Source organism: Pseudomonas sp. PSB11, assembly GCF_014596605.1.
Lineage (GTDB): Bacteria > Pseudomonadota > Gammaproteobacteria > Pseudomonadales > Pseudomonadaceae > Aquipseudomonas > Aquipseudomonas umsongensis.
Genome location: NZ_NOIO01000016.1, coordinates 91,281 through 116,037, shown reverse-complemented (window position 1 = coordinate 116,037; position 24,757 = coordinate 91,281). Strand labels below are relative to the sequence as shown.

At 60.2% G+C, this 24,757-nt stretch carries 22 protein-coding genes; 15 read left to right on the top strand and 7 right to left on the bottom strand.

The genetic code is table 11. The features are described from left to right. Positions 1 to 24: 24 nt before the first annotated feature. Complete coding sequence (gene gloB, locus CGA21_RS18790) at positions 25 to 792, bottom strand: hydroxyacylglutathione hydrolase (RefSeq protein ID WP_188264781.1); 768 nt, start codon at positions 790 to 792, stop codon at positions 25 to 27. A gap of 65 nt (positions 793 to 857) precedes the next feature. On the opposite strand from gloB, the gene CGA21_RS18785 reads away from it, so the two are divergent. From CGA21_RS18785 to CGA21_RS18765, 5 genes are all read left to right on the top strand, one after another. After that, a complete protein-coding gene (locus CGA21_RS18785; RefSeq protein WP_020799286.1) occupies positions 858 to 1,616 on the top strand; it encodes a class I SAM-dependent methyltransferase in 759 nt (252 codons plus the stop codon). 89 nt (positions 1,617 to 1,705) lie between these two features. After that, the gene (gene rnhA, locus CGA21_RS18780) at positions 1,706 to 2,158 is read left to right on the top strand and encodes a ribonuclease HI (RefSeq protein WP_020799287.1); all 453 of its coding nucleotides are present in this window, start codon (positions 1,706 to 1,708) and stop codon (positions 2,156 to 2,158) included. 214 nt (positions 2,159 to 2,372) lie between these two features. Then, positions 2,373 to 3,131 carry a DNA polymerase III subunit epsilon gene (dnaQ, locus tag CGA21_RS18775; protein WP_110752108.1) on the top strand — a complete coding sequence of 253 codons (759 nt, stop codon included), beginning with the start codon at positions 2,373 to 2,375 and terminating at the stop codon, positions 3,129 to 3,131. A 186-nt stretch (positions 3,132 to 3,317) separates the two neighbouring features. Further along, the gene (locus tag CGA21_RS18770; protein WP_188264780.1) at positions 3,318 to 5,573 is read left to right on the top strand and encodes an Orn/Lys/Arg decarboxylase N-terminal domain-containing protein; all 2,256 of its coding nucleotides are present in this window, start codon (positions 3,318 to 3,320) and stop codon (positions 5,571 to 5,573) included. A 14-nt stretch (positions 5,574 to 5,587) separates the two neighbouring features. Continuing rightward, positions 5,588 to 6,202 carry a GNAT family N-acetyltransferase gene (locus tag CGA21_RS18765; RefSeq protein WP_110752112.1) on the top strand — a complete coding sequence of 205 codons (615 nt, stop codon included), beginning with the start codon at positions 5,588 to 5,590 and terminating at the stop codon, positions 6,200 to 6,202. Here CGA21_RS18765 and CGA21_RS18760 read toward each other — a convergent pair. Beyond that, positions 6,168 to 7,061 carry a LysR substrate-binding domain-containing protein gene (locus CGA21_RS18760; protein ID WP_110752114.1) on the bottom strand — a complete coding sequence of 298 codons (894 nt, stop codon included), beginning with the start codon at positions 7,059 to 7,061 and terminating at the stop codon, positions 6,168 to 6,170. The two genes, CGA21_RS18765 and CGA21_RS18760, sit on opposite strands and share 35 nt — an antisense overlap. 91 nt (positions 7,062 to 7,152) lie before the next feature. Then, on the bottom strand, positions 7,153 to 7,377 hold the full coding sequence (locus tag CGA21_RS18755; RefSeq protein WP_110752116.1) for a hypothetical protein: 225 nt from the start codon (positions 7,375 to 7,377) through the stop codon (positions 7,153 to 7,155). Between the two features lie 181 nt (positions 7,378 to 7,558). Here CGA21_RS18755 and CGA21_RS18750 point away from each other — a divergent pair, with 181 nt between their 5' ends. After that, positions 7,559 to 8,119, top strand: coding sequence for an NADPH-dependent FMN reductase (locus CGA21_RS18750; protein WP_110752118.1), 561 nt, complete (start codon positions 7,559 to 7,561; stop codon positions 8,117 to 8,119). Positions 8,120 to 8,128: 9 nt separating this feature from the next. Here the strand turns inward: CGA21_RS18750 and CGA21_RS18745 are convergent, their stop codons facing one another. After that, positions 8,129 to 8,788 (bottom strand): TetR/AcrR family transcriptional regulator, encoded by a 660-nt coding sequence (locus tag CGA21_RS18745; protein ID WP_188264779.1) that lies wholly within the window; start codon positions 8,786 to 8,788, stop codon positions 8,129 to 8,131. Positions 8,789 to 8,843: 55 nt separating this feature from the next. Here CGA21_RS18745 and CGA21_RS18740 point away from each other — a divergent pair, with 55 nt between their 5' ends. Further along, complete coding sequence (locus tag CGA21_RS18740) at positions 8,844 to 9,947, top strand: DUF2855 family protein (protein WP_188264778.1); 1,104 nt, start codon at positions 8,844 to 8,846, stop codon at positions 9,945 to 9,947. Positions 9,948 to 10,050: 103 nt separating this feature from the next. On the opposite strand, the gene CGA21_RS18735 is transcribed toward CGA21_RS18740, so the two are convergent. Next, positions 10,051 to 11,001, bottom strand: a complete 951-nt coding sequence (locus CGA21_RS18735; protein WP_110752124.1) for a DUF1853 family protein — start codon at positions 10,999 to 11,001, stop codon at positions 10,051 to 10,053. Between the two features lie 122 nt (positions 11,002 to 11,123). On the opposite strand from CGA21_RS18735, the gene CGA21_RS18730 reads away from it, so the two are divergent. From CGA21_RS18730 to CGA21_RS18695, 8 genes are all read left to right on the top strand, one after another. Then, positions 11,124 to 12,014 (top strand): NAD(+) kinase, encoded by an 891-nt coding sequence (locus CGA21_RS18730; RefSeq protein WP_020799297.1) that lies wholly within the window; start codon positions 11,124 to 11,126, stop codon positions 12,012 to 12,014. Beyond that, on the top strand, positions 12,014 to 12,985 hold the full coding sequence (locus CGA21_RS18725) for a metallophosphoesterase (protein WP_188264777.1): 972 nt from the start codon (positions 12,014 to 12,016) through the stop codon (positions 12,983 to 12,985). Before CGA21_RS18730 ends, CGA21_RS18725 begins: the two co-directional genes overlap by 1 nt. Next, a complete protein-coding gene (locus CGA21_RS18720) occupies positions 12,982 to 13,851 on the top strand; it encodes a rhomboid family intramembrane serine protease (RefSeq protein ID WP_110752126.1) in 870 nt (289 codons plus the stop codon). Before CGA21_RS18725 ends, CGA21_RS18720 begins: the two co-directional genes overlap by 4 nt. Before the next feature lie 34 nt (positions 13,852 to 13,885). Then, on the top strand, positions 13,886 to 14,146 hold the full coding sequence (locus CGA21_RS18715) for a YeaC family protein (RefSeq protein ID WP_020799300.1): 261 nt from the start codon (positions 13,886 to 13,888) through the stop codon (positions 14,144 to 14,146). Further along, entirely contained in the window at positions 14,143 to 14,973 is an 831-nt protein-coding gene (locus CGA21_RS18710; RefSeq protein WP_110752128.1) for a DUF2797 domain-containing protein, read from the top strand. The genes CGA21_RS18715 and CGA21_RS18710 overlap by 4 nt, the downstream gene beginning before the upstream one ends. 10 nt (positions 14,974 to 14,983) lie before the next feature. Beyond that, complete coding sequence (gene pepN / locus CGA21_RS18705) at positions 14,984 to 17,641, top strand: aminopeptidase N (protein WP_188264776.1); 2,658 nt, start codon at positions 14,984 to 14,986, stop codon at positions 17,639 to 17,641. Between the two features lie 832 nt (positions 17,642 to 18,473). Continuing rightward, positions 18,474 to 19,526, top strand: coding sequence for a YCF48-related protein (locus CGA21_RS18700; RefSeq protein ID WP_188264775.1), 1,053 nt, complete (start codon positions 18,474 to 18,476; stop codon positions 19,524 to 19,526). Positions 19,527 to 19,554: 28 nt separating this feature from the next. Then, positions 19,555 to 21,939 (top strand): efflux RND transporter permease subunit, encoded by a 2,385-nt coding sequence (locus tag CGA21_RS18695; protein WP_020799306.1) that lies wholly within the window; start codon positions 19,555 to 19,557, stop codon positions 21,937 to 21,939. Between the two features lie 149 nt (positions 21,940 to 22,088). On the opposite strand, the gene CGA21_RS18690 is transcribed toward CGA21_RS18695, so the two are convergent. Next, positions 22,089 to 22,808, bottom strand: coding sequence for a FadR/GntR family transcriptional regulator (locus CGA21_RS18690; protein ID WP_110752136.1), 720 nt, complete (start codon positions 22,806 to 22,808; stop codon positions 22,089 to 22,091). A gap of 117 nt (positions 22,809 to 22,925) precedes the next feature. Beyond that, a complete protein-coding gene (locus CGA21_RS18685) occupies positions 22,926 to 24,662 on the bottom strand; it encodes an IlvD/Edd family dehydratase (protein ID WP_110752138.1) in 1,737 nt (578 codons plus the stop codon). Positions 24,663 to 24,757 lie beyond the last annotated feature (95 nt).

Below are 24,757 nucleotides of genomic sequence, written 5' to 3'. Positions count from 1 at the left end.
TTTTTGGACCATGGTGCAAACTGCTCAGAACGTATCTTTCCAGGCCCTTAGTGCAGCAAAAACCATATCGGGCGCGGAGTTATCCGTGCCGGTCCGTTCATCCGCTTTTTCTTTAACGGATGTTTCACCGGTACGCAAAAACGGATTTGTACGTTTTTCCAGGGCCACCGTTGAGGGCAGCGTGATGACGCCGGCTTCGCGCTGACGGGTCACGCTGGCCAGGCGTTCAAGGGTGTCGGCGTTCCCGGGTTCGACCGCGGCAGCGAAGCGCAGGTTGCTCAACGTGTATTCATGGGTGCAATACACCCGGGTGTCCTCCGGAAGCGCGGCGAGGCGCGACAGCGAGGTGTACATCTGGTGGGGCGTGCCTTCGAACAGGCGCCCGCAACCTGCCGCAAAGAGGGTGTCGCCACAAAACAGCAGGCCGGGGTGATAATAGGCAATGTGGCCCAGGGTATGACCGGGCACCGAAATAATCTCGAAGTCATGGCCCAGCACATTGATACGATCGTTATCCTTGAGCGCGATGTCCCGCTTGGGGATGTTTTCGCTGGCAGGACCATAGACGGTCGCGTCCGTCGCTTTCTTGAGCTGCTCGACGCCACCGACATGGTCGTGATGATGGTGAGTGATCAGAATATCGCCCAGGACCCAGCCCGGATTGGCCGCGAGCCAGGCGTTTACCGGCGCGGCATCGCCCGGGTCGACCACCGCGCAGCGTCGGGTGTCGGGGTCTTGTAACAACCAGATGTAGTTGTCGGTGAAGGCGGGCAGGGCAGTGATCTGTATCATCGTCGGATTCGCCAAGCGGAAAACAATGGCGCATCTTAGAACTTCCTGGCGCGTTGGAGAATGCAATGACCGATAAAGCGTTCGCTCAGGCTGATCCTGACTGGCTGGCGTTGATCAGCGCAGCACGTGACTGGCTGTCCGGTCCCCTTGGGCAATTGCTGCTGGATGAAGAGCGGCGCATGCTCGAAGACGAGCTGGGGCGATTCTTCGGCGGCTACCTGGTGCATTACGGGCCGTCGGCCCAGACCCCGCCGTCGGCGCCGCAGGTGCAGCGCAATGTGCGCCTGGGCGCACCGTTGCCCGGGGTCGAGATCGTCTGCGAGGAGCAGGCCTGGCCGCTGAGTGAGCATGCCGCCGATGTGGTGGTGCTGCAGCATGGACTGGATTTCTGCCTGTCGCCTCACGGCTTGCTGCGGGAGGCGGCGAGCAGTGTGCGGCCCGGCGGGCATTTGCTGATCATCGGCATCAATCCCTGGAGCACGTGGGGATTGCGCCATGTGTTTGCCCATGACGGATTGCGCAAGGCACGCTGCATTTCCCCCTCGCGGGTGGCTGACTGGCTGAACCTGCTGGGCTTCGCGCTGGAGAAACGCCGCTTCGGGTGCTATCGTCCGCCGCTGGCTTCACCCACGTGGCAGGCTCGCCTGGCCGGCTGGGAGCGCAAGGCCGGTGACTGGCAATTGTCCGGTGGCGGCTTCTATTTACTGGTGGCGCGCAAGATCGTGGTAGGCCTGCGACCGCTCCGTCAGGAGCGCCGCGAGCCGATGGGCAAGCTGATCCCGTTGCCGATGGCCAAGGTCAATCGTCGTAACATCGAACCGTGATACTTCCTTTTTTCCGACCGGGGTTGCCCCGGTCCCGGGCGTCGTCGATCTTCGATTGGCGGGCCACTGCATTTTCTGGATAGATTGGCATGAGCGATAGCGTAGAACTCTTCACCGATGGCGCCTGCAAGGGCAACCCTGGCCCTGGCGGCTGGGGCGCATTGCTGGTGTGCAAGGGCGTGGAGAAAGAACTTTGGGGAGGCGAAGCCAATACCACCAACAACCGCATGGAGCTGATGGGCGCGATTCGCGGCCTGGAGGAGCTCAAGCGTTCGTGCGATGTGTTGCTGGTGACCGACTCCCAGTACGTAATGAAAGGCATCAACGAGTGGATGGCCAACTGGAAAAAACGCGGGTGGAAAACCGCAGCCAAGGAACCGGTCAAGAACGCTGACCTGTGGATGCTGCTGGACGAGCAGGTCAATCGCCATAACGTCACCTGGAAATGGGTACGTGGGCACATTGGCCATCACGGCAACGAACGGGCGGATCAACTGGCCAACCGTGGCGTGGATGAAGTGCGCGGCTTCAAACAGGCCTGAATCGAATTCAACCGATGTACCGAGTCGCGGCCTTCGCGAGCAAGCCCGCTCCCACATGGGAGCTTCGTCGAGCACAGGTTCTGTGCACGCCACCAATCCAGTGTGGGAGCGGGCTTGCTCGCGAATGGGCGCGACTCGGTATATCTGAAGACCCCGGCAAGCGTGTTAATATCGCCGCTTTTGCCCGATTGACCGATTGAGAGCTGAGCACCCGATGGCCACCAGATCCGTTGTACTCGACACCGAAACCACCGGCATGCCGGTGACCGACGGCCACCGGATTATCGAGATCGGTTGTGTCGAGTTGATCGGTCGGCGCCTCACTGGCCGGCATTTTCACGTTTACCTGCAACCGGACCGCGAAAGTGACGAGGGCGCCATCGGCGTTCACGGCATCACCAACGAATTCCTGGTGGGCAAGCCGCGTTTCGCCGAGGTGGCCGAAGAGTTCTTCGAATTCATCAAGGGCGCGCAGCTGATCATCCATAACGCGGCGTTCGACGTTGGCTTCATCAACAACGAATTTGCCCTGATGGGCCAGCACGATCGTGCGGACATCACCCAGCACTGCTCGATTCTCGATACCTTGATGATGGCCCGGGAACGTCACCCAGGGCAGCGCAACAGCCTCGACGCCTTGTGCAAGCGCTATGGCGTCGACAACTCCGGCCGTGAACTGCACGGCGCCTTGCTCGACTCCGAGATCCTGGCCGACGTCTACCTGACCATGACCGGTGGCCAGACCAGCCTGTCCCTGGCGGGCAATGCCTCGGACGGTAATGGCTCCGGCGAGGGTGCGGACAACTCCGCCACTGAAATCCGCCGCCTGCCGGCCGACCGTCAGCCAGCGCGCATCATACGCGCCACTGAAGAGGAGCTGGCGCAGCACATGGCTCGGCTGGAAGTCATCAGCAAATCCGCCGGTGGGCCGGCGCTTTGGTTGCAATTGGCTGAGGCTGAGGCCTCGGCATAGGTCCGTTAACAAGATCGCAGCCTCGTTTCACTCGACAGCTCCTACAGAGTGAAACGAGGCTGCGATCTTTTGATCTTCTCCGATCAGTTGACCCATTTCAGTGCATCGCACTCGCCACATCCGTTCCAACCCTCTACCCTGAGGTGATTGGCAGGCTCTGGCCTGCCGCCTCAGGACACTGAGCCCATGTATAAAGATCTGAAATTCCCGGTCCTGATCGTCCATCGCGACATCAAGGCCGACACCGTCGCTGGCGATCGCGTGCGGGGTATCGCCCGGGAACTGGAGCAGGAAGGTTTCAGTATCGTCTCGGCGATGGACTACACCGAAGGCCGGCTGGTCGCGTCGACCCATCATGGCCTCTCGTGCATGCTGATAGCGGCAGAAGACGCCAGTGCCCATTCGCATTTGTTGCAGAATATGGCCGAGTTGATCGGGCTGGCGCGAGTGCGGGCGCCGGACCTGCCCATTTTCGCCCTCGGCGAGCAAGTGACCCTGGAAAACGCACCCGCCGATGCCATGGCCGAGCTCAATCAGTTGCGCGGCATTCTCTATCTCTTCGAAGACACCGTGCCATTCCTCGCACGCCAGGTGGCGCGGGCCGCGCGCAAGTACCTCGATGGCTTGCTGCCGCCGTTCTTCAAGGCGTTGGTGCAGCACACCGCCGATTCCAATTATTCCTGGCACACCCCCGGTCACGGGGGCGGGGTGGCGTATCACAAGAGCCCCGTGGGGCAGGCTTTCCATCAGTTCTTCGGGGAAAACACCCTGCGTTCGGATCTCTCGGTCTCGGTGCCGGAACTGGGTTCACTGCTGGATCACACCGGGCCCCTGGCAGAGGCGGAGGCGCGGGCGGCGCGTAACTTTGGCGCCGATCACACCTTCTTCGTGATCAACGGCACCTCGACGGCGAACAAGATTGTCTGGCATTCGATGGTCGCTCGAGACGATCTGGTGCTGGTTGATCGCAATTGCCACAAGTCGGTGTTGCACTCGATCATCATGACCGGAGCCATTCCGCTGTACCTGTGCCCGGAGCGCAATGAACTGGGGATCATCGGGCCGATTCCATTGATTGAGTTCAGCCGCGAATCGATCCAGGCCAAGATCGATGCCAGTCCGTTGACCAAGGGCCGGACACCGAAGGTCAAGCTGGCGGTGGTGACCAATTCAACCTACGACGGCCTCTGCTACAACGCCGAACTGATCAAGCAGCAGTTGGGCAATAGCGTCGAAGTCTTGCATTTCGACGAGGCCTGGTACGCCTATGCGGCATTCCATGAGTTTTTCAGCGGCCGCTACGGCATGGGCACGTCTCGCAGTGCAGACAGCCCGCTGGTGTTCACCACCCATTCCACGCACAAACTGCTGGCGGCATTCAGCCAGGCGTCGATGATACATGTGCAGGACGGTGGTGCCCGGCAACTGGACCGTGATCGTTTCAATGAAGCCTTCATGATGCATATCTCCACGTCACCGCAGTACGGCATCATCGCGTCGCTGGATGTGGCGTCGGCGATGATGGAGGGCGGGGCCGGGCGTTCGCTGTTGCAGGAGATGTTCGACGAGGCCCTGAGCTTTCGGCGGGCGCTGGCCAATTTGCGCCAGCATATCGCCGCCGACGATTGGTGGTTTTCAATCTGGCAGCCGCCATCGGTCGAAGGCATCGACCGTGTGGTGACCGAGGACTGGCTGCTGCAACCTGCGGATGACTGGCACGGCTTCGGCGAGGTGAGCGACGACTATGTCTTGCTCGATCCGATCAAGGTCAGCCTGGTGATGCCGGGCCTGACCGCGGGCGGTGCGCTCAGCGAGCGCGGGATTCCGGCGGCCGTGGTCAGCAAGTTTCTGTGGGAGCGCGGGCTGGTGGTCGAAAAGACCGGGCTGTATTCGTTCCTGGTGCTGTTTTCGATGGGGATCACCAAGGGCAAGTGGAGCACGTTGCTGACCGAGTTGCTGGAGTTCAAGCGCAGCTACGACGCCAACGTCAGTCTGGCCAACTGCCTGCCTTGCGTGGCGCAACAGCACGGCGCGCGCTATCAGGGCATGGGCTTGCGAGACCTGTGCGATCAGTTGCACGCCTGTTATCGCAGTAATGCCACGGCCAAGCATCTCAAGCGGATGTACACGGTACTGCCACAAATCGCCATGAAGCCGGCGGATGCGTATGATCATCTGGTACGTGGCGAAGTCGAAGCGGTTTCGATCGATGCGCTGGACGGACGTATCGCCGCCGTGATGCTGGTGCCATACCCGCCGGGCATTCCGTTGATCATGCCCGGAGAACGCTTTACCGAGGCGGCCCGCTCGATCATCGACTACCTGGCGTTTGCTCGCACGTTCGACAGCAGTTTCCCGGGTTTCGTTGCTGATGTGCACGGATTGCAACACGAAGACGAGGGCAATGGGCGGCACTACACCGTCGATTGCATCAAGGAATGAGGACCTTTCCCAGTATGCAACCGGTCATGAATCCGAATTACCCAGGGCTGTCGGTGCGCGTGGCCGACGAGGGCTTTGCCGCTTATATATGGGGCAGTGATTTCAGTTTTGAAGTCGCCGCCTACGGCGCTGCCGAAATCGGCCAGCCGGTAGAGCAGTGGAAGGTCACGCCCATCACCCCTTATCGCAAATGCTATGGCATCGATCCGGAAGAGTTCAGCAGCTTTCGCGATGCCGCCGACAGCGCGATTTTCATGGCGTACCTGGACGACGAACCTGTTGGCCACCTGGTGATCAGCACCAACTGGAACGGTTTTGCCCATATCGATGAGTTGGCGGTACATGCACCGGCCAGGCGACACGGTGTGGCCAAGGCATTGCTGGATGTGGCGCAGTTCTGGAGTCGCAAGAAGAAACTGCCCGGCGTCATGCTGGAGACCCAGAACAACAACCTGGGTGCCTGCCGGCTTTACGAGCGTTGCGGCTTCATGATCGGCGGCATCGACCATCTGCGTTATCGGGGTATTGATCCCAATACTGCCGAAGTGGCGCTGTTCTGGTACCGATTGTTCGACAACCCGCTGGAAAATCCCATCAGTTCGCCAACATCACCGCGGCTTGTTCCGTGATGATCGCCAGCAAAGCCTGAAGGGCTGGCGAGGGCTCGCCGTTCTTAAGGGTCAAGGCGTAGAGGGTGACCGGCACGGCTGGTGCCAGCGGGCAAGCGTCGAGCCCGGTCGATTTGGCGCCCAGGGCGGTGAAAGGGTCGACAATGGCCAGGCCTTCACCGGCCTCGACCATGCTGCGCATCATCTGGTGGGTTTGCACCCGCGTCTGTATGACCGGTGCCGGCCGCAGCGCATGCAGTTTGTTTTCAAGCGCCGGGCTGATCGGGTCGTGGCCTTCAAGTCCGACCATCGCCTGGCCGGCCAGGTCCTGGAGCGAGATGTACTTCTGCTTGGGTTGCAGCCAGCCGTGAGGGGCGAGCAGTTGCAGCTTGCCGTGAGCGATCGGTTGGCAATGAATATCGTCGTGATCGGGATCGTGCAGGCTCAGGCCCAGGTCACTTTCGCGAAGCAGCAGGCTGCGCACGATCTCGCGTGTGGGTTGGCTCAGGAGCGTACAGGGTGCGTCAGGCAAGCGTCGGCGCAGCGCGGCGATGCTGTGCGGCAACAATTGCTGGGCCAGGGGCGGGGTGCAGATGATGCGTAACGGCGCCGCCAGGTATTGCCTCAGGCTGCTCGCCAGGCGCTGCACCGGTTCGAGTGCATCGTAGACACGGGTGATTTCGACCTGCAACGCCCGCGCCTCACGCGTGGCCTGCAAGCGTCCGCGAACGCTTGCGAACAGCATGAAACCCAACTGATCCTCGGCGTCGCGCAAAATGCGTTCGACTTCGGTCACCGGCAACTGCAGCCATTCAGCGGCGGTGCCCAGGTGACCGGTCTGCAGGAGCGCCTGGATCACTTCGATATGGCGTAAGCGCATGCGTGAAGTCCATGTTCAGCAGGTGAAGAAGGAGTCAGTGACTGAATCCTAACCCAAGTCTGCGCATATGACTTCTGCTCATAACACCGAGTTATGAAGCGCGGATCGATTCCGGCTCGCGGATCAGCGTTACACCCGTTTGCACCAATTGAAACTCGTTGTCATCGAGTTTGTTGACGCGGTCGCCGATTGCCAGTTTGTACGTGGTGACAGACGTGCCGTCAGCGGACTGGGTGGATTCCTGGAACTCATGTACGGAATAAACACGGCCTTCCGCGTCTCTTGCATGGAACTGACCGACGAGTACTGCTGCCATCTGCTTAGAACCTCTGGAGATAAATCACTCAATGTGCGGTGGGGTAGACCGCCACTGAGCACGGTAAGTTTTCCTACGTAAAAAAAATATATCAGGACGCACAATACTGTGTTTATTGGCTGAACCGTCGCCTGATCATCTATAACTACAGGCTCCTCCCACGGACAATCGAGCGTCTTCCATGAGTAATGTCTATAACATCGCCGTAGTGGTCGGCAGCCTGCGTAAAGCATCGATCAACCGTAAGGTCGCCCTCGCGCTGGCGGATCTGGCGCCGGCCAACCTCAAGCTCAACATCGTCGAAATCGGGGATTTGCCGCTCTACAACGAAGATATCGATGGTGCTTCACCGCCGGCAGCCTACAGTACTTTCCGACAACAAGTCAGTTCATCCGACGCAGTGCTGTTCGTTACCCCGGAATACAATCGTTCGGTGCCTGCCCCGATGAAAAACGCCATCGACGTGGGTTCGCGCCCCTATGGCAAGAGTGCCTGGAGTGGCAAGCCGGGTGCGGTGATCAGTGTTTCGCCGGGGGCGGTCGGTGGATTCGGTGCGAATCACCACCTGCGCCAGTCCATGGTGTTTCTCGATGTGCCGATGATGCAACAACCGGAAGCCTACCTCAGTGGCGCCGGTGCCGCGTTTGACGAGGCGGGCAACCTGTCCGAATCCGTCAGGCCGTTCTTGCAGAAGTTCATCGATGCCTACGGCAAGTGGGTCGAACAACACAAGAAGGTTTGATGAATCGGATTACGCACCGTTAGCCAGTCGGCTACAGATCATTGTTTCCATTTCCGACAACCATGCGGCGGTTTGCGCCGCCGCTGGTTGCGCGGTGACGCAATAACGCCGTCCGCCCCACGCCATGATGACCCAGGCATCGATAATCGCCTGTGAAGGGGGGGCAGGCAGATCGCCACAGGCGGCGAACGCTTCGCGCCATTTCTGCGACAGCTCGTCGAACAGCCTTCGATGGTGTTTAGGCTCGGCGATCTGGTGTTCGATGAGCAGCACGGCATGGTTGAAAAAGGGCTGGTGCTCATCGTCGGGGGTACAGGTCAGGCGTATGAGGCGTTTAATCCGGGTTGCCCAGTCCAGTTCATTGGCTTGCACAACCGCTTCATCCAGATGCTGCAACAAGGCATCCAGTCGATGTCGGATATAGCCGGAGAGCAGGGCTTCCTTGCTCGGGAAATAGTCGTACAGCGTGCCAACCGCAACGCCTGCCTCAAGCGCCACTTCCCGGGTGGTCAAGCCAGGCCAACCGTTTCTGCGCCAAATCCGAACAAAAGCCTGGTAAATCGCTTCGACGGTGAAAATCGCCCGGGCCTGACTCGGCCGTTTCAGCGGTTTTGCCCGGGGATTGACGTTGGGCGAGCCGCCCCTGGTGTTTCCGAACCCGCTCTTCATCGGCTGCCATTACTCTGGTGCTACCCGCCACACTAGCGCAGCAGGAGATTGAAGGATGCAAAGTTCATGTACGGTAACACGGCTGATAACCCGCAAAAATGCCTTGGACCAGAGTCGGATTGAAGAGCTGCAGCGAAGTCTGATTCCGGCGGTCGGCGAGGTGATCTTGAAGATTGACCGTTGCGCGCTGACGACCAATAACATTACTTACGCCGCCTATGGCCATTCGATGAACTACTGGGGATTCTTCCCTACAGGTTTAGAGCAGTGGGGTCACGTCCCTGCCTGGGGCTTTGCCGATGTCGTGGCCTCTGACGTGGCTGGCATCAAGGTCGGGGAACGTTTCTACGGGTATTTCCCGATTGCCAGCCATCTGTGGATGCGCCCTGAGCGGGTTACCGAACGTGGTTTCTACGACGGTGCCGAGCATCGACTCGGGTTGACCTCGGCGTACAACCAATACACCCGTTGCAGTTGGGATTCGTACTACAGCCCGGAAACCGAAAACCTGCAGATTTTGCTCAAACCCTTGTTCCTGACCTCTTCCATGCTCGCGGACTTTTTGCAGGACAAGCAGTTCTTTGGTGCAACTCGACTGGTGTTCTCCAGCGCCTCGAGCAAAACCGCCTACGGCACCGCAGTCTGCCTGGGCAATCTTGCCGGCGTGGAACGCGTTGCGCTGACTTCAACCGGTAACAAGGCTTTTGTCGAGAGTCTTGGTTGTTACGAGCGAGCGGTGTCTTACGCGGATTTGGCGGACGTGCCCAATGATCGTCCAACACTATATGTGGATTTTTCCGGCGACCTTGAACTGCGTGACCAAGTGCACCGGCATTTCGCTGGACAGTTGGCCTACAGTTGTTTCGCCGGCTCGGCACAAAGCACCGATGAGGCTCGATTGACAGCCATCGAGGGCCCGCAGCCGGTGTTCTTTTTTGCGCCGATCCAGATTCGCAAGCGTAATGCCGATTGGGGGCCGGAAGGGGTCAGTCAGCATATCGGCGAGGGTTTGCAGGCGTTTTTCCGGAAAGTCACGGCCAATGAGCCGCCGTTGCTGAAGGTGGTGCAAAGCCAGGGTTACGAAGCGGCGCAGACGGTTATTTCACGCCTGTTCCATGGACAGGTCGCGCCGGTGGAGGGGCATGTGATTCGGTTGTGACTGAAGTGGTCCCTTCGCGAGCAGGCTCGCTCCCACATTGGAAATGCGTTCCCTTGTGGGAGCGAGCCTGCTCGCGAAGGGGGGCGTTCAGCCAGCGAAAAACTCAATACTGCCCCGGCACATTCGGCCAAAGATCCGCCACCAGGAACAAGCGTTCCGCTTCCTCCCAATCGCCGTGGGCATTTTCCGTCAGGCGCACCAGCAGTTGCGCCGGCGCCGCAGGTTCCAGATCGCTGAGCCAGGCCTCCAACTGTTCCGCGTCCCAGGTCTGCTCCGCGGGGTAATGCGCCGGTGCCAGCCAGGCATGCCGGGGCAGGGGTTGCCAGCGACCGGGCGGACTCTGCGCGAAAAAATGCTTCCAATCCTTTTGATGCAGCCAACGACCGCGCAGGTGTTGTGGGTGCGCGCCACTGGGCGAGGCCGCCTGCCCCGGCCATGGGTAGAGCAAATAACCGCCCAACCACAAATGCGCGCTGAACTCCCGGATATCCAGCGCCGCCAGCACCGCGCGACTCTCGGCACGCGCGGAAATCGGCAATTGGTGCTGGCTCAGGTGGGCCAGTTTGCGGTCCAGCCGATCGTGGCAGCCCGGACCGAGCCACTGCGCGGTGTCGTGCCCGTCGCCGTTCTGCGGGCCGAGGTAAAGCTTGATCGCCAGTTCCAGGTGATGCACGCCGTCGCGATCGCGCAGCAGCATGTCCAGCTCGCCCAGGGTGTGACCTTCACGGCGGATAGGCATGTTGGCGGCAATCAACTCGATGCCGGGCGCATGCTGCACGGCAAATTGCCAAAGCCGTTCATAATAAAGGCCCAGGCGTCGGGTGCGGGCCTGGGCCAGCCAGTGCAGCAAACCGTAACTGTCCCGGTCGAGTTTTCTAAGCCAGGTTTCCAGGTGTTCCGGGGCCTGCACCCAGTCACTGCCAGCCAATGGATGTCGCTGCGGCCAGGGCGTGGCGCCGAGCATCGGCGGGGCGAGGATGACCCACGCCAGGTCGCGCACTTCGGGGTGGCGCAACTGGTGGGGTAACTGCAGCAAATCTGGAAATAGGATCATCTTGCGAGCATAGCCCGAATCGTGGGTACACCTTGAGGCTGAAAGGATTTTGTCTATCTCGCGCTTTCACCCATAATCGTGTTTTTCGCCGTCGCAGGCCCCCGCGTCCCCATAGGAGCCCCATGGAGCAATTTCGTAATATCGGCATCATCGGACGCCTCGGCAGTTCCCAGGTGCTGGATACTGTCCGCCGACTGAAACGTTTTCTGCTCGATCGTCACCTGCACGTGATCCTTGAAGACACCATTGCCGAAGTCTTGCCGGGCCACGGTTTGCAGACCTCGTCGCGCAAAATGCTCGGTGAAGTCTGTGACATGGTCATTGTGGTGGGCGGTGATGGCAGTCTGCTTGGCGCGGCACGGGCGCTGGCCAGGCACAATATCCCGGTGCTCGGCATCAACCGGGGCAGCCTGGGGTTTCTCACCGACATCCGCCCCGATGAGCTGGAAATCAAGGTCGCCGAAGTGCTCGATGGGCACTATCTGGTAGAGAACCGCTTCCTGCTGCAAGCTGAAGTTCGTCGCCACGCCGAAGCCATTGGCCAGGGCGATGCGCTGAACGATGTGGTGCTGCACCCCGGCAAATCGACGCGCATGATCGAGTTCGAGCTGTACATCGACGGCCAGTTCGTCTGCAGCCAGAAGGCCGACGGCCTGATCGTCGCCACGCCCACGGGCTCCACGGCCTATGCGCTTTCTGCCGGCGGCCCGATCATGCATCCCAAGCTCGATGCCATTGTGATTGTGCCGATGTACCCCCATACCTTGTCAGGCCGGCCGATTGTGGTCGATGGCAACAGTGAGCTGAAAATCGTCGTGTCCAAGGATATGCAGATATACCCGCAAGTCTCGTGTGACGGGCAGAACCACTTTACCTGTGCGCCCGGCGACACCATCACCATCAGCAAGAAAGCCCAGAAGTTGCGGCTGATCCACCCCCTCGACCACAACTACTATGAAGTGTGCCGGACCAAACTCGGCTGGGGCAGCAGGTTGGGTGGTGGAGGCGACTGATGCTCGATCCCGCGCGTAGCTACGACCTGATCGGTGACGTGCACGGTTGCGCTCTGACCCTTGAGCACTTGCTCGACCGGCTCGGTTATCACAAGCAAGCCGGCGTTTGGCGCCATGCCTCGCGCATGGCGGTGTTCGTCGGCGATATCATTGACCGCGGCCCACGGATTCGCGAGGCGCTGCACATCGTCCACGACATGGTCGAGGCAGGGCAGGCGCTGTGCATCATGGGTAACCATGAATTCAACGCCCTGGGCTGGGTAACCCCGGCATTGCCTGGCAGCGGCAAGCAGTTCGTGCGCGAACACACGCCGCGCCACGCTCGTTTGCTGCATGAAACCTTAACCCAGTTCGAACATCATCCGGGTGACTGGCATGACTTCCAGCAGTGGTTCTATGAACTGCCGCTGTTTATCGATGCCGGACGCTTCCGGGTGGTGCATGCCTGTTGGGACGCCGGATTGATCGAGCCGCTGCGGGCATTGTTCCCCGATGGCTGCATCGACGAGCACTTCCTCCAGTCCTCGGCCGTGCCTGACAGCTTTGCCTGTACCGTGTTCGACCGCCTGTTGCGCGGCACCGACATGCGCCTGCCCCATGGCCTGACCATGACCAGCGGCGATGGCCTGACACGCTCGTTCTTCCGCACCAAATTCTGGGAAGACGATCCGCAAACCTACGGAGACATCGTGTTCCAGCCCGACGCCTTGCCCGACCCGGTGGCCCGAACGCCACTGTCGTCAACCGAAAAAAACAACCTGCTGCGCTACGGCGCCGACCAGCCGTTGCTGTTCGTCGGTCACTACTGGCGCAGCGGCAAACCGGCGCCGATTCGTCCGAACCTGGCGTGCCTGGACTACAGTGCGGTGCTCTACGGAAAACTGGTGGCCTATCGACTGGACCAGGAAACCCGGCTCGACCCGCACAAGTTTGTCTGGGTCGATGTCGAGCGACCGGAGGTGTTGCAATGAGCCGCGTCGCAGTCTTGCGCCTGCCGCTGGCGGTGGACCTGAGCGGGTTCGTCAATTTGTTGCAGCGCATGCAGGTGCCGCATCGGGTTAGCGAGGAAGCCGGTGAACAGGTGCTTTGGGTACCGGCCAACATCAGCGACGACGTGCGTGTGTTGTACGAGCGCTATCCCGAGGGCGATCCGGAGCACAAGCTCGATATCCCGATCGCGCAGTCGATTCGCCGGCCGAACTTCGCCGAGCAGGTCCGCCATGGCAAAGCGACCGCGGCAGTGCTGCTGCTGAGCCTTGTCGTCGGCGCGCTGACGTTGCTGGGCGATAACCTGAGTACGTTGCGCTGGCTGACGTTTCTCGATTTTCGCGTGGTCGGCGAGTACATCCATTTCGTGCCATTGGCCGACAGCCTGGCAGCGGGGCAGTGGTGGCGCCTGGTGACACCGATGCTGATTCACTTCGGCTTCCTGCACCTGGCCATGAACGGCATGTGGTACTGGGAGCTGGGGCGACGTATCGAATCGCGCCAGGGCAGTGTCAACCTCATCGGCCTGACCTTGTTGTTCAGCCTCGTGTCCAACTATGCCCAGTTCGTGTTCAGCGGGCCAACCCTGTTTGGCGGATTGTCCGGGGTGCTGTACGGCCTGCTCGGGCACTGCTGGATTTTTCAGATTTTGTCGCCCAACAGCGCCTATCGCCTGCCCCGAGGGGTATTGGCGATGATGCTGATATGGCTATTGTTGTGCATGTCCGGACTGGTTTCGATGATCGGTTTCGGCGAAATCGCCAACGCGGCCCACGTTGGCGGGCTGCTCGTCGGATGCTTGACCGGTTTGTTGGGTGGTTTGTACAACCGCCGTAAACTGGCCGTCTAAAACTGTTATGTGATTCAAAGAGCGCGGAGACCCAATGTCCTCTTTTAACGAAATGATCAAGAACATCACCCCGGATATCTACCAGAGCCTGAAACTGGCGGTGGAAATCGGAAAATGGTCCGACGGTGGCAAGCTCACCGCCGAACAACGCGAACTGTCGTTGCAGGCGATGATCGCCTGGGAAATCAAGAACCTGCCTGAAGAAGAGCGTACTGGCTACATGGGGCCCCAGGAATGCAGCTCCAAATCGATTCAAGTACCCAATATCCTGTTCAAGTCGGATGCCATCCATTGATCGAGATTGGCCGCGGTGCAATCAGTAAAATGTCGGCGCGCCTGGACGGGCCGAACGTGCAATATGCCTTTCGCCTGGGCGACGACGAGGTTCCGGTCAATCCGTTGATCGGCACCACGGTGCGCCTGGAATACCTGGGGGCGATCCACTGCACCCATTGCGGGCGCAAGACCAAGACCAGTTTCAGCCAAGGCTACTGCTACCCGTGCATGACCAAGCTGGCCCAGTGTGATGTGTGCATCATGAGCCCGGAACGCTGCCATTTCGACGCCGGTACCTGCCGGGAGCCGGAGTGGGGCCAGACGTTCTGCATGACCGATCACATTGTCTACCTGTCGAATTCTTCCGGGGTAAAGGTCGGCATCACCCGCGCCACCCAGCTGCCGACCCGCTGGATCGACCAGGGCGCCAGCCAGGCGTTGCCAATCATGCGCGTCGCGACCCGCCAGCAATCAGGCTTCGTCGAAGATCTGTTTCGCAGCCAGGTCGCCGACAAGACCAATTGGCGTGCCTTGCTCAAGGGCGATGCGGTGTCGGTGGACCTGCCACAGATCCGTGACCAGTTGTTCGACAGCTGCGCCGAGGGCCTGCAAGGCTTGCAGGAACGATTCGGCCTGCAGGCGATCCAGACTATTGCCGACGTCGAACCGCTCGAAATCCGCTTCCCGGTCGAGCAGTATCCGGCGAAAATCGTCAGCTTCAACCTGGACAAGAACCCGATTGCCGAAGGCACGTTGATGGGGGTCAAGGGCCAATACCTGATCTTCGATACCGGCGTGATCAACATTCGTAAATACACGGCTTATCAGCTCGCCGTGCATAGTTAAGGACTCCAGCATGCGCACCGAACAACCGAAGATGATCTACCTCAAGGACTATCAGGCGCCCGAGTACCTGATCGACGAAACTCACCTGACCTTCGAGTTGTTCGAGGACCACAGCCTGGTCCATGCGCAACTGGTGATGCGCCGCAACCCCGAGCGCGGCCCGGGCCTGCCACCGCTGGTGCTGGATGGCCAGCAGCTGGAATTGCTGTCGGTGACCCTGGCCGACCGCGAGCTGGGCCTTGCCGATTACCAACTCACCGAGAATCATTTGACTCTGCAGCCGACCAGCACGACGTTCACGGTCGATACCAGCGTCAGGATTCACCCGGAAACCAACACCGCGCTGGAAGGCCTGTACAAGTCCGGTACGATGTTCTGCACCCAGTGCGAGGCCGAAGGCTTCCGCAAGATCACCTATTACCTCGACCGTCCGGACGTGATGAGCACTTTCACCACCACGGTGGTCGCCGAACAGCACAGCTACCCGGTGCTGCTGTCCAACGGCAACCCGATCGCCAGTGGTCCTGGCGAAGATGGCCGCCACTGGGCGACCTGGGAAGACCCGTTCAAGAAGCCGGCGTACCTGTTCGCGCTGGTGGCCGGTGATTTGTGGTGCGTCGAAGACACTTTCACCACCATGACCCAGCGTAACGTAGCGCTACGCATTTATGTCGAGCCGGAAAATATCGACAAGTGCCAGCACGCCATGAACAGCCTGAAGAAATCCATGCGCTGGGATGAAGAGGTCTACGGTCGCGAGTACGACCTGGACATCTTCATGATCGTCGCCGTGAACGACTTCAACATGGGGGCCATGGAGAACAAGGGCCTCAACATCTTCAACTCCAGCGCCGTGCTGGCGAAGGCCGAAACCGCCACCGATGCCGCGCACCAGCGGGTCGAGGCCATCGTTGCCCATGAATACTTCCACAACTGGTCGGGCAACCGCGTGACCTGCCGCGACTGGTTCCAGTTGTCGCTCAAGGAAGGCTTCACGGTGTTCCGCGATTCCGCCTTCTCCGCCGACATGAACTCGGCGACGGTCAAGCGCATCCAGGACGTGGCCTACCTGCGTACCCACCAGTTTGCCGAAGACGCCGGTCCCATGGCTCACGCGGTACGCCCGGACAGCTTCATCGAGATCTCCAACTTCTACACCCTGACCGTGTACGAAAAGGGCTCGGAAGTGGTCGGCATGATCCACACCCTGCTTGGCGCCGAAGGCTTCCGTAAAGGCAGCGACCTGTATTTCGAGCGCCATGACGGCCAGGCCGTGACCTGCGATGACTTCATCAAGGCCATGGAAGATGCCAATGGCGTCGACCTGACCCAGTTCAAACGCTGGTACAGCCAGGCTGGCACGCCTCGTTTGGCGGTAAGCGAGTCTTATGATGCCGCGGCGAAAACCTACAGCCTGACCTTCCGCCAGAGCTGTCCGCCGACCCCGGACAAAGTTGAAAAACTGCCGTTCGTGATTCCCGTCGAACTCGGCCTGCTTGACAGCCAGGGCGGTGAAATTGCCCTGCGTCTTGCCGGCGAAGCGGCGGCGCAGGAGACTTCCCGGGTCCTCTCGGTCACCGAAGCCGAGCAGACGTTCACCTTCGTCGACATCGCCGAACAGCCGCTGCCTTCGCTGCTGCGCGGTTTCTCGGCGCCAGTGAAACTGAGCTTCCCGTACAACCGTGACCAACTGATGTTCCTGATGCAGCACGACAGCGACGGCTTCAACCGCTGGGATGCCGGTCAGCAACTGTCGGTGCAGGTGTTGCAGGAACTGATCGCCCAGCAGCAGAAGGGCGAAGCGCTGGTACTGGATCAGCGTCTGGTTTCGGCCTTGCGTACCGTGCTGTCCGACGAGACGCTGGACCAGGCAATGGTCGCCGAAATGCTGTCGCTGCCAAGCGAAGCGTATTTGACCGAAATCAGCGAAGTGGCCGATGTCGAGGCGATTCACACCGCCCGCGAGTTTGCCCGCAAGCAACTGGCCGATGCGTTGTTCGAAGGCTTGTGGCTGCGTTACCAGGCCAACCGCGACCTGTCGAAAAAGACCCCGTACGTGGCCGAAGCCGAGCATTTTGCCCGTCGCGCACTGCAGAACATTGCGCTGTCGTACCTGATGCTCAGCGGCAAGCCCGAAGTGCTGGCGGCGACGCTGGAGCAGTTCGATGCCTGCGACAACATGACCGAACGCCTGACTGCGCTCGCTGTGCTGGTCAACTCGCCATTCGAAGAGCAGAAAGCCAAGGCACTGGCCAGCTTCGCCGATCACTTCAAGGACAACCCGTTGGTCATGGACCAGTGGTTCAGCGTCCAGGCCGGCAGTGTGTTGCCGGGTGGCCTGGATCGGGTCAAGGCATTGATGCAGCACCCGGCGTTCAACATCAAGAACCCGAACAAGGTGCGGGCACTGATCGGTGCGTTCGCCGGGCAGAACCTGATCAACTTCCACGCGGCGGACGGTTCCGGGTATCGCTTCCTGGCGGATCTGGTGATCGAGTTGAACGGCTTCAATCCGCAGATTGCCTCCCGGCAGTTGGCGCCTTTGACACGCTGGCGCAAGTACGATGATGCACGTCAGGCCCTGATGAAGGGTGAGCTGGAGCGGATTCGGGCTTCGGGGCAACTGTCCAGCGATGTGTTTGAGGTCGTCAGCAAGAGTCTGGCTTGAGTCTGGCTTGAACTTGGCGGCCTTCGGGCCGACCAGGTTCATGGGGGGCTGAGTACATATCCATTGCTGCGGCAACGGCGGCTGGCGGTTTCGCCCTTACGGCGACTCACTTTTTTTTCAAACGCCAAAAAAAAGTAAGCAAAAAAAGGCTCGCCCCGAGCGTCCGGCCCCTCGCTGGGGCTCGGGGTTCCTTCGCTCCGGCATTCATCCGGGGGCATCGCCCTCCGGTTGGCTTCGCTGGCACCTACATGCGATGTGTTCGACCGCGTCGAACGGCGCTGCGCGCCAATCCCCGGATGAACGCCTCCATTCAGCCTTCCGAAGGGGCGGGTGGATCAAAATCAAAAGCAAGCGAGGCGAGCTGACACTCGACCTGCTTTGGCGGAGGTAGCACATCCCCACTGTAGGAACTGCCGAAGGCTGCGATCTTTTGATCTTGGCGCCTGCCAGCCGACCTGACTTTCGCGAATGCACCCAATCCCCTGTAGGAGCGAGCATGCTCGCTCCTACAGACTCTTCAAAGTGACCCGCTGTAAGAGTGGAACCATCAGTCGCCGTTACCTAAATAACGGATATGTACACCAACCCCCAACCCCGCAATCACCCCACCTGATATCCAATCATTCAGTAAAACCACATCCCCCTGCGGTTAACAAAACATAACGTGCCATCGATTGTCAGCCCTTTAAAAACCTCTATAGGATAAGCCAGCTTCCGAAGGGGCTCTGGATTGCGGGTTTCGAGACTATGCTTGAAACAGGTCATCCCGCGAACACCCCTTGCGGCGCCCTGAAAGGTTGAATGACCTAACAATAATAATGGGGGAAGGTCTATGAGTGAGCCTGTCATGGGTGTGGGTATCTGCCGCCCGCCGGCACTGCGCAAATTCGCGTTGCTGGCCACAGCGCTCTCGCTGTTGGGCTCTGTCATGCTGTCGGCACCTGTGCTGGCCGCGGCTGCGCCAGCATCCGACGTCGTTTATTCCGTTGAATCGGCCAAGGCCAGCAAAAGCCTGGTACTCGATGTCGTGCACGCCGGCAAGCGCCTGGTGGCGGTCGGTGATCGCGGCCACATTCTGTATTCCGATGACCAGGGTGCGACCTGGACCCAGGCCAAGGTGCCGACCCGGCAACTGCTGACGTCGGTGTTCTTCGTCGACGGCCAGCATGGCTGGGCCGTCGGCCATGACGCGCAGATCCTTGCCAGCGAGGATGGTGGCGTCACCTGGACCAAGCAATTCGAAGATCTGAAACGCGAATCTCCGCTGCTTGACGTCTGGTTCCAGGACGCCAACAGCGGTTTTGCCGTGGGCGCCTACGGTGCGTTGATGGCCACCACCGACGGCGGCAAGAACTGGGAAGACGTCAGCGATCGCCTGGACAACGAAGACCAGTTCCACCTCAACGCCATCGCGGCGGTCAAGGACGCCGGCCTGTTCATCGTTGGCGAGCAGGGCAGCATGTTCCGCTCCGCCGACTGGGGCCAGACCTGGGAAAAACTCGAGGGCCCGTATGAAGGTTCGCTGTTCGGTGTGATCGGAACCGCGCAACCCAACACGTTGTTGGCGTATGGCCTGCGCGGCAATCTCTACCGCTCCACGGATTTTGGCAGCAACTGGGATAAGGTCGAACTCAAGGCTGAACGCGGTGACCTGGAATTCGGCCTGTCCGGCGGTACATTGCTTGACGATGGTTCCATTGTGATCGTCGGCAACGGCGGTTCGGTGATCAGCAGCAGCGACAACGGTGAAACCTTCAGCGTCTTCAACCGTCGGGATCGTATCTCGCTCTCTTCGGTCGTCGCGGCGGGGAACGGCAATCTGATTCTGGCTGGACAGGGCGGCGTTCGCGCCACTTCGCCAAATGGCGCTGAGCTGGGCAAATGAGCCGGGTTAATAATAAGAAGGCGTAGTCATGACATCCTTAAGCACCCATCATCAGGACAAGGCGACGTTTCTTGAGCGCCTGATCTTCAACAATCGCCCGGCAGTGATTTTCATCTGCCTGCTGGTCAGTGTGTTCCTGTTCTGGCAGGCGACGCTGATCCGCCCGTCCACCAGCTTCGAAAAAATGATCCCGCTCGAGCATCCGTTCATCCAGAAGATGATGGAGCACCGTAACGATCTGGCGAACCTGGGCAACACCGTCCGCATTTCCGTGGAAGCCACCGACGGCGACATCTTCTCCAAGGAGTACATGGAGACGTTGCGCCAGATCAACGACGAGGTGTTCTACATTTCCGGTGTTGACCGCTCCGGCCTCAAGTCGTTGTGGAGCCCGAGCGTGCGCTGGACCGAAGTGACGGAGGAAGGCTTTGCTGGCGGTGAAGTGATCCCGCAGAGCTACAACGGCTCCCAGCAAAGCCTCGACCTGTTGCGTAACAACGTGCTCAAGTCCGGGCAAGTCGGGCGGCTGGTAGCCAACGACTTCAAGTCGAGCATCGTCGACATCCCGCTGCTGGAGTCCTACCCGGACCCGCAGGACCAGGGCAAGTTGCTGGCACTGGACTATCGCAAGTTCTCCCACGAGCTGGAAGACAAGATCCGCGACAAGTTCGAGAAACAAAACCCCAACGTGAAGATCCACATTGTCGGTTTCGCCAAGAAAGTTGGCGACCTGATCGACGGCCTGGTGATGGTGGTGATGTTCTTCGGTGTTGCCTTCGTCATCACCTTGATCCTGCTGTACTGGTTCACTAACTGCATGCGCAGCACAGTGGCGGTATTGAGTACCACCCTGGTGGCGGTGGTCTGGCAGTTGGGGTTGATGCACTTCTTCGGCTTCGGGCTCGATCCCTACTCGATGCTGGTCCCGTTCCTGATCTTCGCCATCGGTATTTCCCACGGCGTGCAGAAGATCAACGGCATCGCCCTGCAATCCAGCGAGGCGGAAAACGCCCTGACGGCGGCGCGGCGCACCTTCCGCCAGTTGTTCCTGCCGGGGATGATCGCGATCCTCGCCGATGCAGTGGGCTTCATCACGCTGCTGATCATCGATATCGGTGTGATCCGCGAGCTGGCCATCGGTGCTTCCATCGGTGTGGCCGTGATTGTGTTCACCAACCTGATCCTGTTGCCGGTGGCGATTTCCTACGTAGGTATCAGCAAGCGTGCCGTAGCTCGCAGCAAGAAGGATGCGATCCGCGAGCACCCGTTCTGGCGCCTGTTGTCGAACTTTGCCAGCGCGAAGGTTGCACCGGTTTCGATTTTCCTGGCGCTGGTCGCCTTTGGCGGTGGCCTCTGGTACAGCCAGAACCTGAAGATCGGTGACCTCGACCAGGGCGCGCCGGAATTGCGTCCGGACTCGCGCTACAACAAGGACAACAACTTCATCATCAGCAACTACTCCACCAGTTCCGACGTGTTGGTGGTGATGGTCAAGACCAAGGCCGAAGGCTGCTCACGCTACGAAGCCATGGCGCCGATTGATGAGCTGATGTGGAAGATGCAGAACACCGAGGGCGTGCAGTCGGCGATCTCGCTGGTCACCGTGTCCAAGCAGATGATCAAGGGCATGAACGAGGGCAACCTGAAATGGGAAACCCTGTCGCGTAACCCGGACGTGCTGAACAACTCCATCGCCCGCGCCGATGGCCTGTACAACAACAGTTGCTCATTGGCACCGGTGCTGGTGTTCCTCAACGATCACAAGGCCGAAACCCTGGACCGTGCGGTGCATGCGGTGCAGGAATTCGCCAAGGAACACAACACCGAGAACCTGGAATTCATCCTGGCGGCCGGTAACGCGGGTATCGAGGCGGCCACCAATGAGGTGATCAAGAAGTCCGAACTGACCATCCTGATCCTGGTGTACATCTGCGTCGCGGTCATGTGCATGATCACCTTCCGTTCCTGGGCGGCGACCTTGTGCATCGTGTTGCCGCTGGTGCTGACGTCGGTGTTGGGCAACGCCCTGATGGCCTTCATGGGCATCGGCGTGAAAGTCGCGACCCTGCCGGTGGTGGCGCTCGGGGTGGGGATTGGCGTGGACTACGGCATCTACATCTACAGCCGCCTGGAAAGCTTCCTGCGTGCCGGCCTGCCGTTGCAAGAGGCGTACTACCAGACGCTGAAATCCACCGGCAAGGCCGTGCTGTTCACCGGCTTGTGCCTGGCCATCGGCGTATGCACCTGGATCTTCTCGGCCATCAAGTTCCAGGCTGACATGGGCCTGATGCTGACCTTCATGCTGCTGTGGAACATGTTCGGTGCGTTGTGGCTGCTGCCGGCACTGGCGCGGTTCCTGATCAAGCCGGAAAAGCTGGCGGGGCAGAAGGGTAATTCGCTGTTTGCTCACTGATCCCTGGTTGAAACAAAAAAGCCGCAACCTCAGGGTTGCGGCTTTTTTTTGTGCGTGAAGATCAAAAGATCGCAGCCTGCGGCAGCTCCTACAGGGGAATGATGTACATCTGTAGGAGCTGCCGCAGGCTGCGATCTTTTGATTTTGCTTTACGAGGGATCGGTGCCAAGCACCACATTCAGCGCACTACGCGCATCATCCAGCTGCACCAGCGTTGCATGCCGCGCACCCAGCGCATCGCGGTTTTCGATGGCCGTGAGAATCGCCTTGTGCCGCGGCAACGCCAGCTCATGCAGGTTTGGTCGCTGATTGGAATGCTTCAACGCTTCGGCAATCGCTACCGAGAGCATGTTGCACAGGTTCGCCAGCAAGTCGTTGTGGGTGGCGTCGGCTATACGGCTGTGGAAATCCAGGTCCGGTTGCAGCAAGGCTTCCGGCGTCGGTGCCGCCTCCATGCGCTGGTAGGCTTCACCGATGGCGGCAATATCCGCATCGGTGGCGAACTGCGCGGCGAGGGCGGCAGCGGCCGGTTCGATGATGCTGCGCACACTGGTCAGCAGGTCGAAAAACTGGTTCTGCGGGCTGCTTTGCATCAGCCAATGCAGGACGTCCGGGTCGAGCATGTGCCATTCCTTGCGCGGCTTGACCACCGTGCCGACCCGCGGACGGGAATACACCAGGCCCTTGGCGACCAAAACACGGGTGGCTTCGCGCAACACCGGCCGGCTGACGGCATACTCCTCACAGAGCAGGGCTTCGGCGGGCAGTTTGTCGTCCGGCAGGAAACGTCCCGAGACGATCTGCATGCCCAGTTCCTGAACGATGCGCGAGTGCATGCTTTTGCGGTCGGAGGGTTTGCGGTAATCCATGGGGAACGGCGCGGTCCTGTGCGATGGCGATGCCGCGCATGATAACAGGCGCGGCACTGTCTTGAAGTGATCGTTCCCACGCAGAGCGTGGAAACGATCAGGGGGAGGGCTGCGGAGTCAGTGGGAGTGGCGGGGCACCTCGGCGCCTCGGCAACCGACCAGGAAGTCGAAGTCGCAACCCTGATCCGCCTGCAGGACGTGGTCGATGTACAGCTGGCGATAGCCGCCCACCAACAATTGCTGTGGCGGCTGCAGGTCGGCCATGCGCGCCGCCAGTTCGGCGTCCGGGATGTCCAGGTGCAGTCGACCGCTGGCGCAGTCGAGTTCAATCCAGTCACCTTCCTTCACGGCTGCCAAAGGACCGCCAGCCGCTGCTTCCGGGGCGACGTGCAAGACCACGGTGCCATACGCGGTACCGCTCATGCGCGCATCGGAAATGCGCACCATGTCGGTCACGCCCTGGGCCAGCAGCTTGGCCGGCAAGCCCATGTTGCCGACTTCGGCCATGCCCGGATAACCCTTCGGCCCGCAATTCTTCATGACCAGGATCGAGTTGGCATCAACGTCCAGTTCCGGATCGTTGATTCGCGCCTTGTACATGTCGAAATTCTCGAACACCACGGCTCGCCCGCGATGCTGCATCAATTCGGGTGTGGCGGCGGAGGGCTTGAGCACCGCGCCCAGTGGCGCCAGGTTGCCGCGCAATACGCAGATCCCGCCGTCGGCGCGGATCGGGTTGTCGAGGGTGCGGATGACTTCGTCCTCGCCATAGATCGGCGCGTCCCTGGTGTTTTCGCCGATGGATTTGCCGTTGACGGTCAAGGCATCGGGATTGGGGATCAGGTTGGCTTCGCCAAGGCGGCGTAATACCGCTGGCAAGCCACCGGCATAGTAGAACTCCTCCATCAGGAAGCGCCCGGACGGTTGCAGGTCGACGATGGTCGGCATACCGCGACCCATGCGGGTCCAGTCGTCCAGGTCGAGCTCCACGCCGATGCGGCCGGCGATGGCCTTGAGGTGAATCACGGCGTTGGTCGAACCGCCGATGGCGGCGTTGACCCGGATGGCATTTTCGAAGGCTTCCTTGGTGAGGATCTTCGACAGCTTCAAATCCTCGCGCACCATCTCCACGGCACGCATGCCGGACATGTGCGCCAACACATAACGACGAGCGTCCACGGCGGGAATCGCCGCGTTGTGGGGCAGGGAGGTGCCCAGTGCCTCGGCCATGCAGGCCATGGTCGAGGCGGTGCCCATGGTGTTGCAGGTACCGGCCGAGCGAGACATGCCGCCCTCGGCCGCGAGGAAGTCGTCGAGGGTGATGGTGCCGGCCTTGACCTGTTCGCTCAGTTGCCAGACCACGGTGCCCGAGCCGATGTCCTTGCCTTTGTGCTTGCCATTGAGCATCGGGCCGCCGGTGACGACGATCGCTGGCACGTCGCAACTGGCCGCGCCCATCAGCAATGCCGGGGTGGTCTTGTCGCAGCCGGTCAGCAGTACCACCCCGTCGATCGGGTTGCCGCGAATGGCTTCCTCCACGTCCATGCTCGCCAGGTTGCGGGTCAGCATGGCGGTGGGGCGCAAGTTGGATTCACCGTTGGAGAACACCGGAAATTCCACCGGAAAGCCTCCAGCCTCGATCACTCCGCGCTTTACGTGTTCCGCGATCTGGCGGAAGTGCGCGTTGCACGGGGTCAGTTCCGACCATGTGTTGCAGATGCCGATGATTGGCTTGCCATGGAACTGGTGATCGGCGATGCCCTGATTCTTCATCCAGCTGCGGTACATGAAGCCGTTCTTGTCGGCGGTGCCAAACCATTGGGCGGAGCGCAGGGTGGGTTTCTTATCAGACATGATCGATTCTCTTATTGTATGACTATATTGTTCGAGCTGAGGCGTAACATAAGCGCAAATTCGCCTGTTTGGAAGTGTTGTTGGATAAATAGTAT

Coding starts and splice junctions, on each gene's coding strand:
- CGA21_RS18685 (WP_110752138.1), bottom strand. CDS start 24,662: ATGTCTGATAAGAAACCCACCCTGCGCTCCGCCCAATGGTTTGGCACC.
- CGA21_RS18695 (WP_020799306.1), top strand. CDS start 19,555: ATGACATCCTTAAGCACCCATCATCAGGACAAGGCGACGTTTCTTGAG.
- CGA21_RS18745 (WP_188264779.1), bottom strand. CDS start 8,788: ATGAAGAGCGGGTTCGGAAACACCAGGGGCGGCTCGCCCAACGTCAAT.
- CGA21_RS18700 (WP_188264775.1), top strand. CDS start 18,474: ATGAGTGAGCCTGTCATGGGTGTGGGTATCTGCCGCCCGCCGGCACTG.
- CGA21_RS18750 (WP_110752118.1), top strand. CDS start 7,559: ATGAGTAATGTCTATAACATCGCCGTAGTGGTCGGCAGCCTGCGTAAA.
- CGA21_RS18785 (WP_020799286.1), top strand. CDS start 858: ATGACCGATAAAGCGTTCGCTCAGGCTGATCCTGACTGGCTGGCGTTG.
- CGA21_RS18755 (WP_110752116.1), bottom strand. CDS start 7,377: ATGGCAGCAGTACTCGTCGGTCAGTTCCATGCAAGAGACGCGGAAGGC.
- pepN (WP_188264776.1), top strand. CDS start 14,984: ATGCGCACCGAACAACCGAAGATGATCTACCTCAAGGACTATCAGGCG.
- gloB (WP_188264781.1), bottom strand. CDS start 792: ATGATACAGATCACTGCCCTGCCCGCCTTCACCGACAACTACATCTGG.
- CGA21_RS18690 (WP_110752136.1), bottom strand. CDS start 22,808: ATGGATTACCGCAAACCCTCCGACCGCAAAAGCATGCACTCGCGCATC.
- CGA21_RS18730 (WP_020799297.1), top strand. CDS start 11,124: ATGGAGCAATTTCGTAATATCGGCATCATCGGACGCCTCGGCAGTTCC.
- CGA21_RS18770 (WP_188264780.1), top strand. CDS start 3,318: ATGTATAAAGATCTGAAATTCCCGGTCCTGATCGTCCATCGCGACATC.
- CGA21_RS18760 (WP_110752114.1), bottom strand. CDS start 7,061: ATGCGCTTACGCCATATCGAAGTGATCCAGGCGCTCCTGCAGACCGGT.
- CGA21_RS18735 (WP_110752124.1), bottom strand. CDS start 11,001: ATGATCCTATTTCCAGATTTGCTGCAGTTACCCCACCAGTTGCGCCAC.
- CGA21_RS18725 (WP_188264777.1), top strand. CDS start 12,014: ATGCTCGATCCCGCGCGTAGCTACGACCTGATCGGTGACGTGCACGGT.
- CGA21_RS18765 (WP_110752112.1), top strand. CDS start 5,588: ATGCAACCGGTCATGAATCCGAATTACCCAGGGCTGTCGGTGCGCGTG.
- CGA21_RS18740 (WP_188264778.1), top strand. CDS start 8,844: ATGCAAAGTTCATGTACGGTAACACGGCTGATAACCCGCAAAAATGCC.
- CGA21_RS18715 (WP_020799300.1), top strand. CDS start 13,886: ATGTCCTCTTTTAACGAAATGATCAAGAACATCACCCCGGATATCTAC.
- rnhA (WP_020799287.1), top strand. CDS start 1,706: ATGAGCGATAGCGTAGAACTCTTCACCGATGGCGCCTGCAAGGGCAAC.
- dnaQ (WP_110752108.1), top strand. CDS start 2,373: ATGGCCACCAGATCCGTTGTACTCGACACCGAAACCACCGGCATGCCG.
- CGA21_RS18720 (WP_110752126.1), top strand. CDS start 12,982: ATGAGCCGCGTCGCAGTCTTGCGCCTGCCGCTGGCGGTGGACCTGAGC.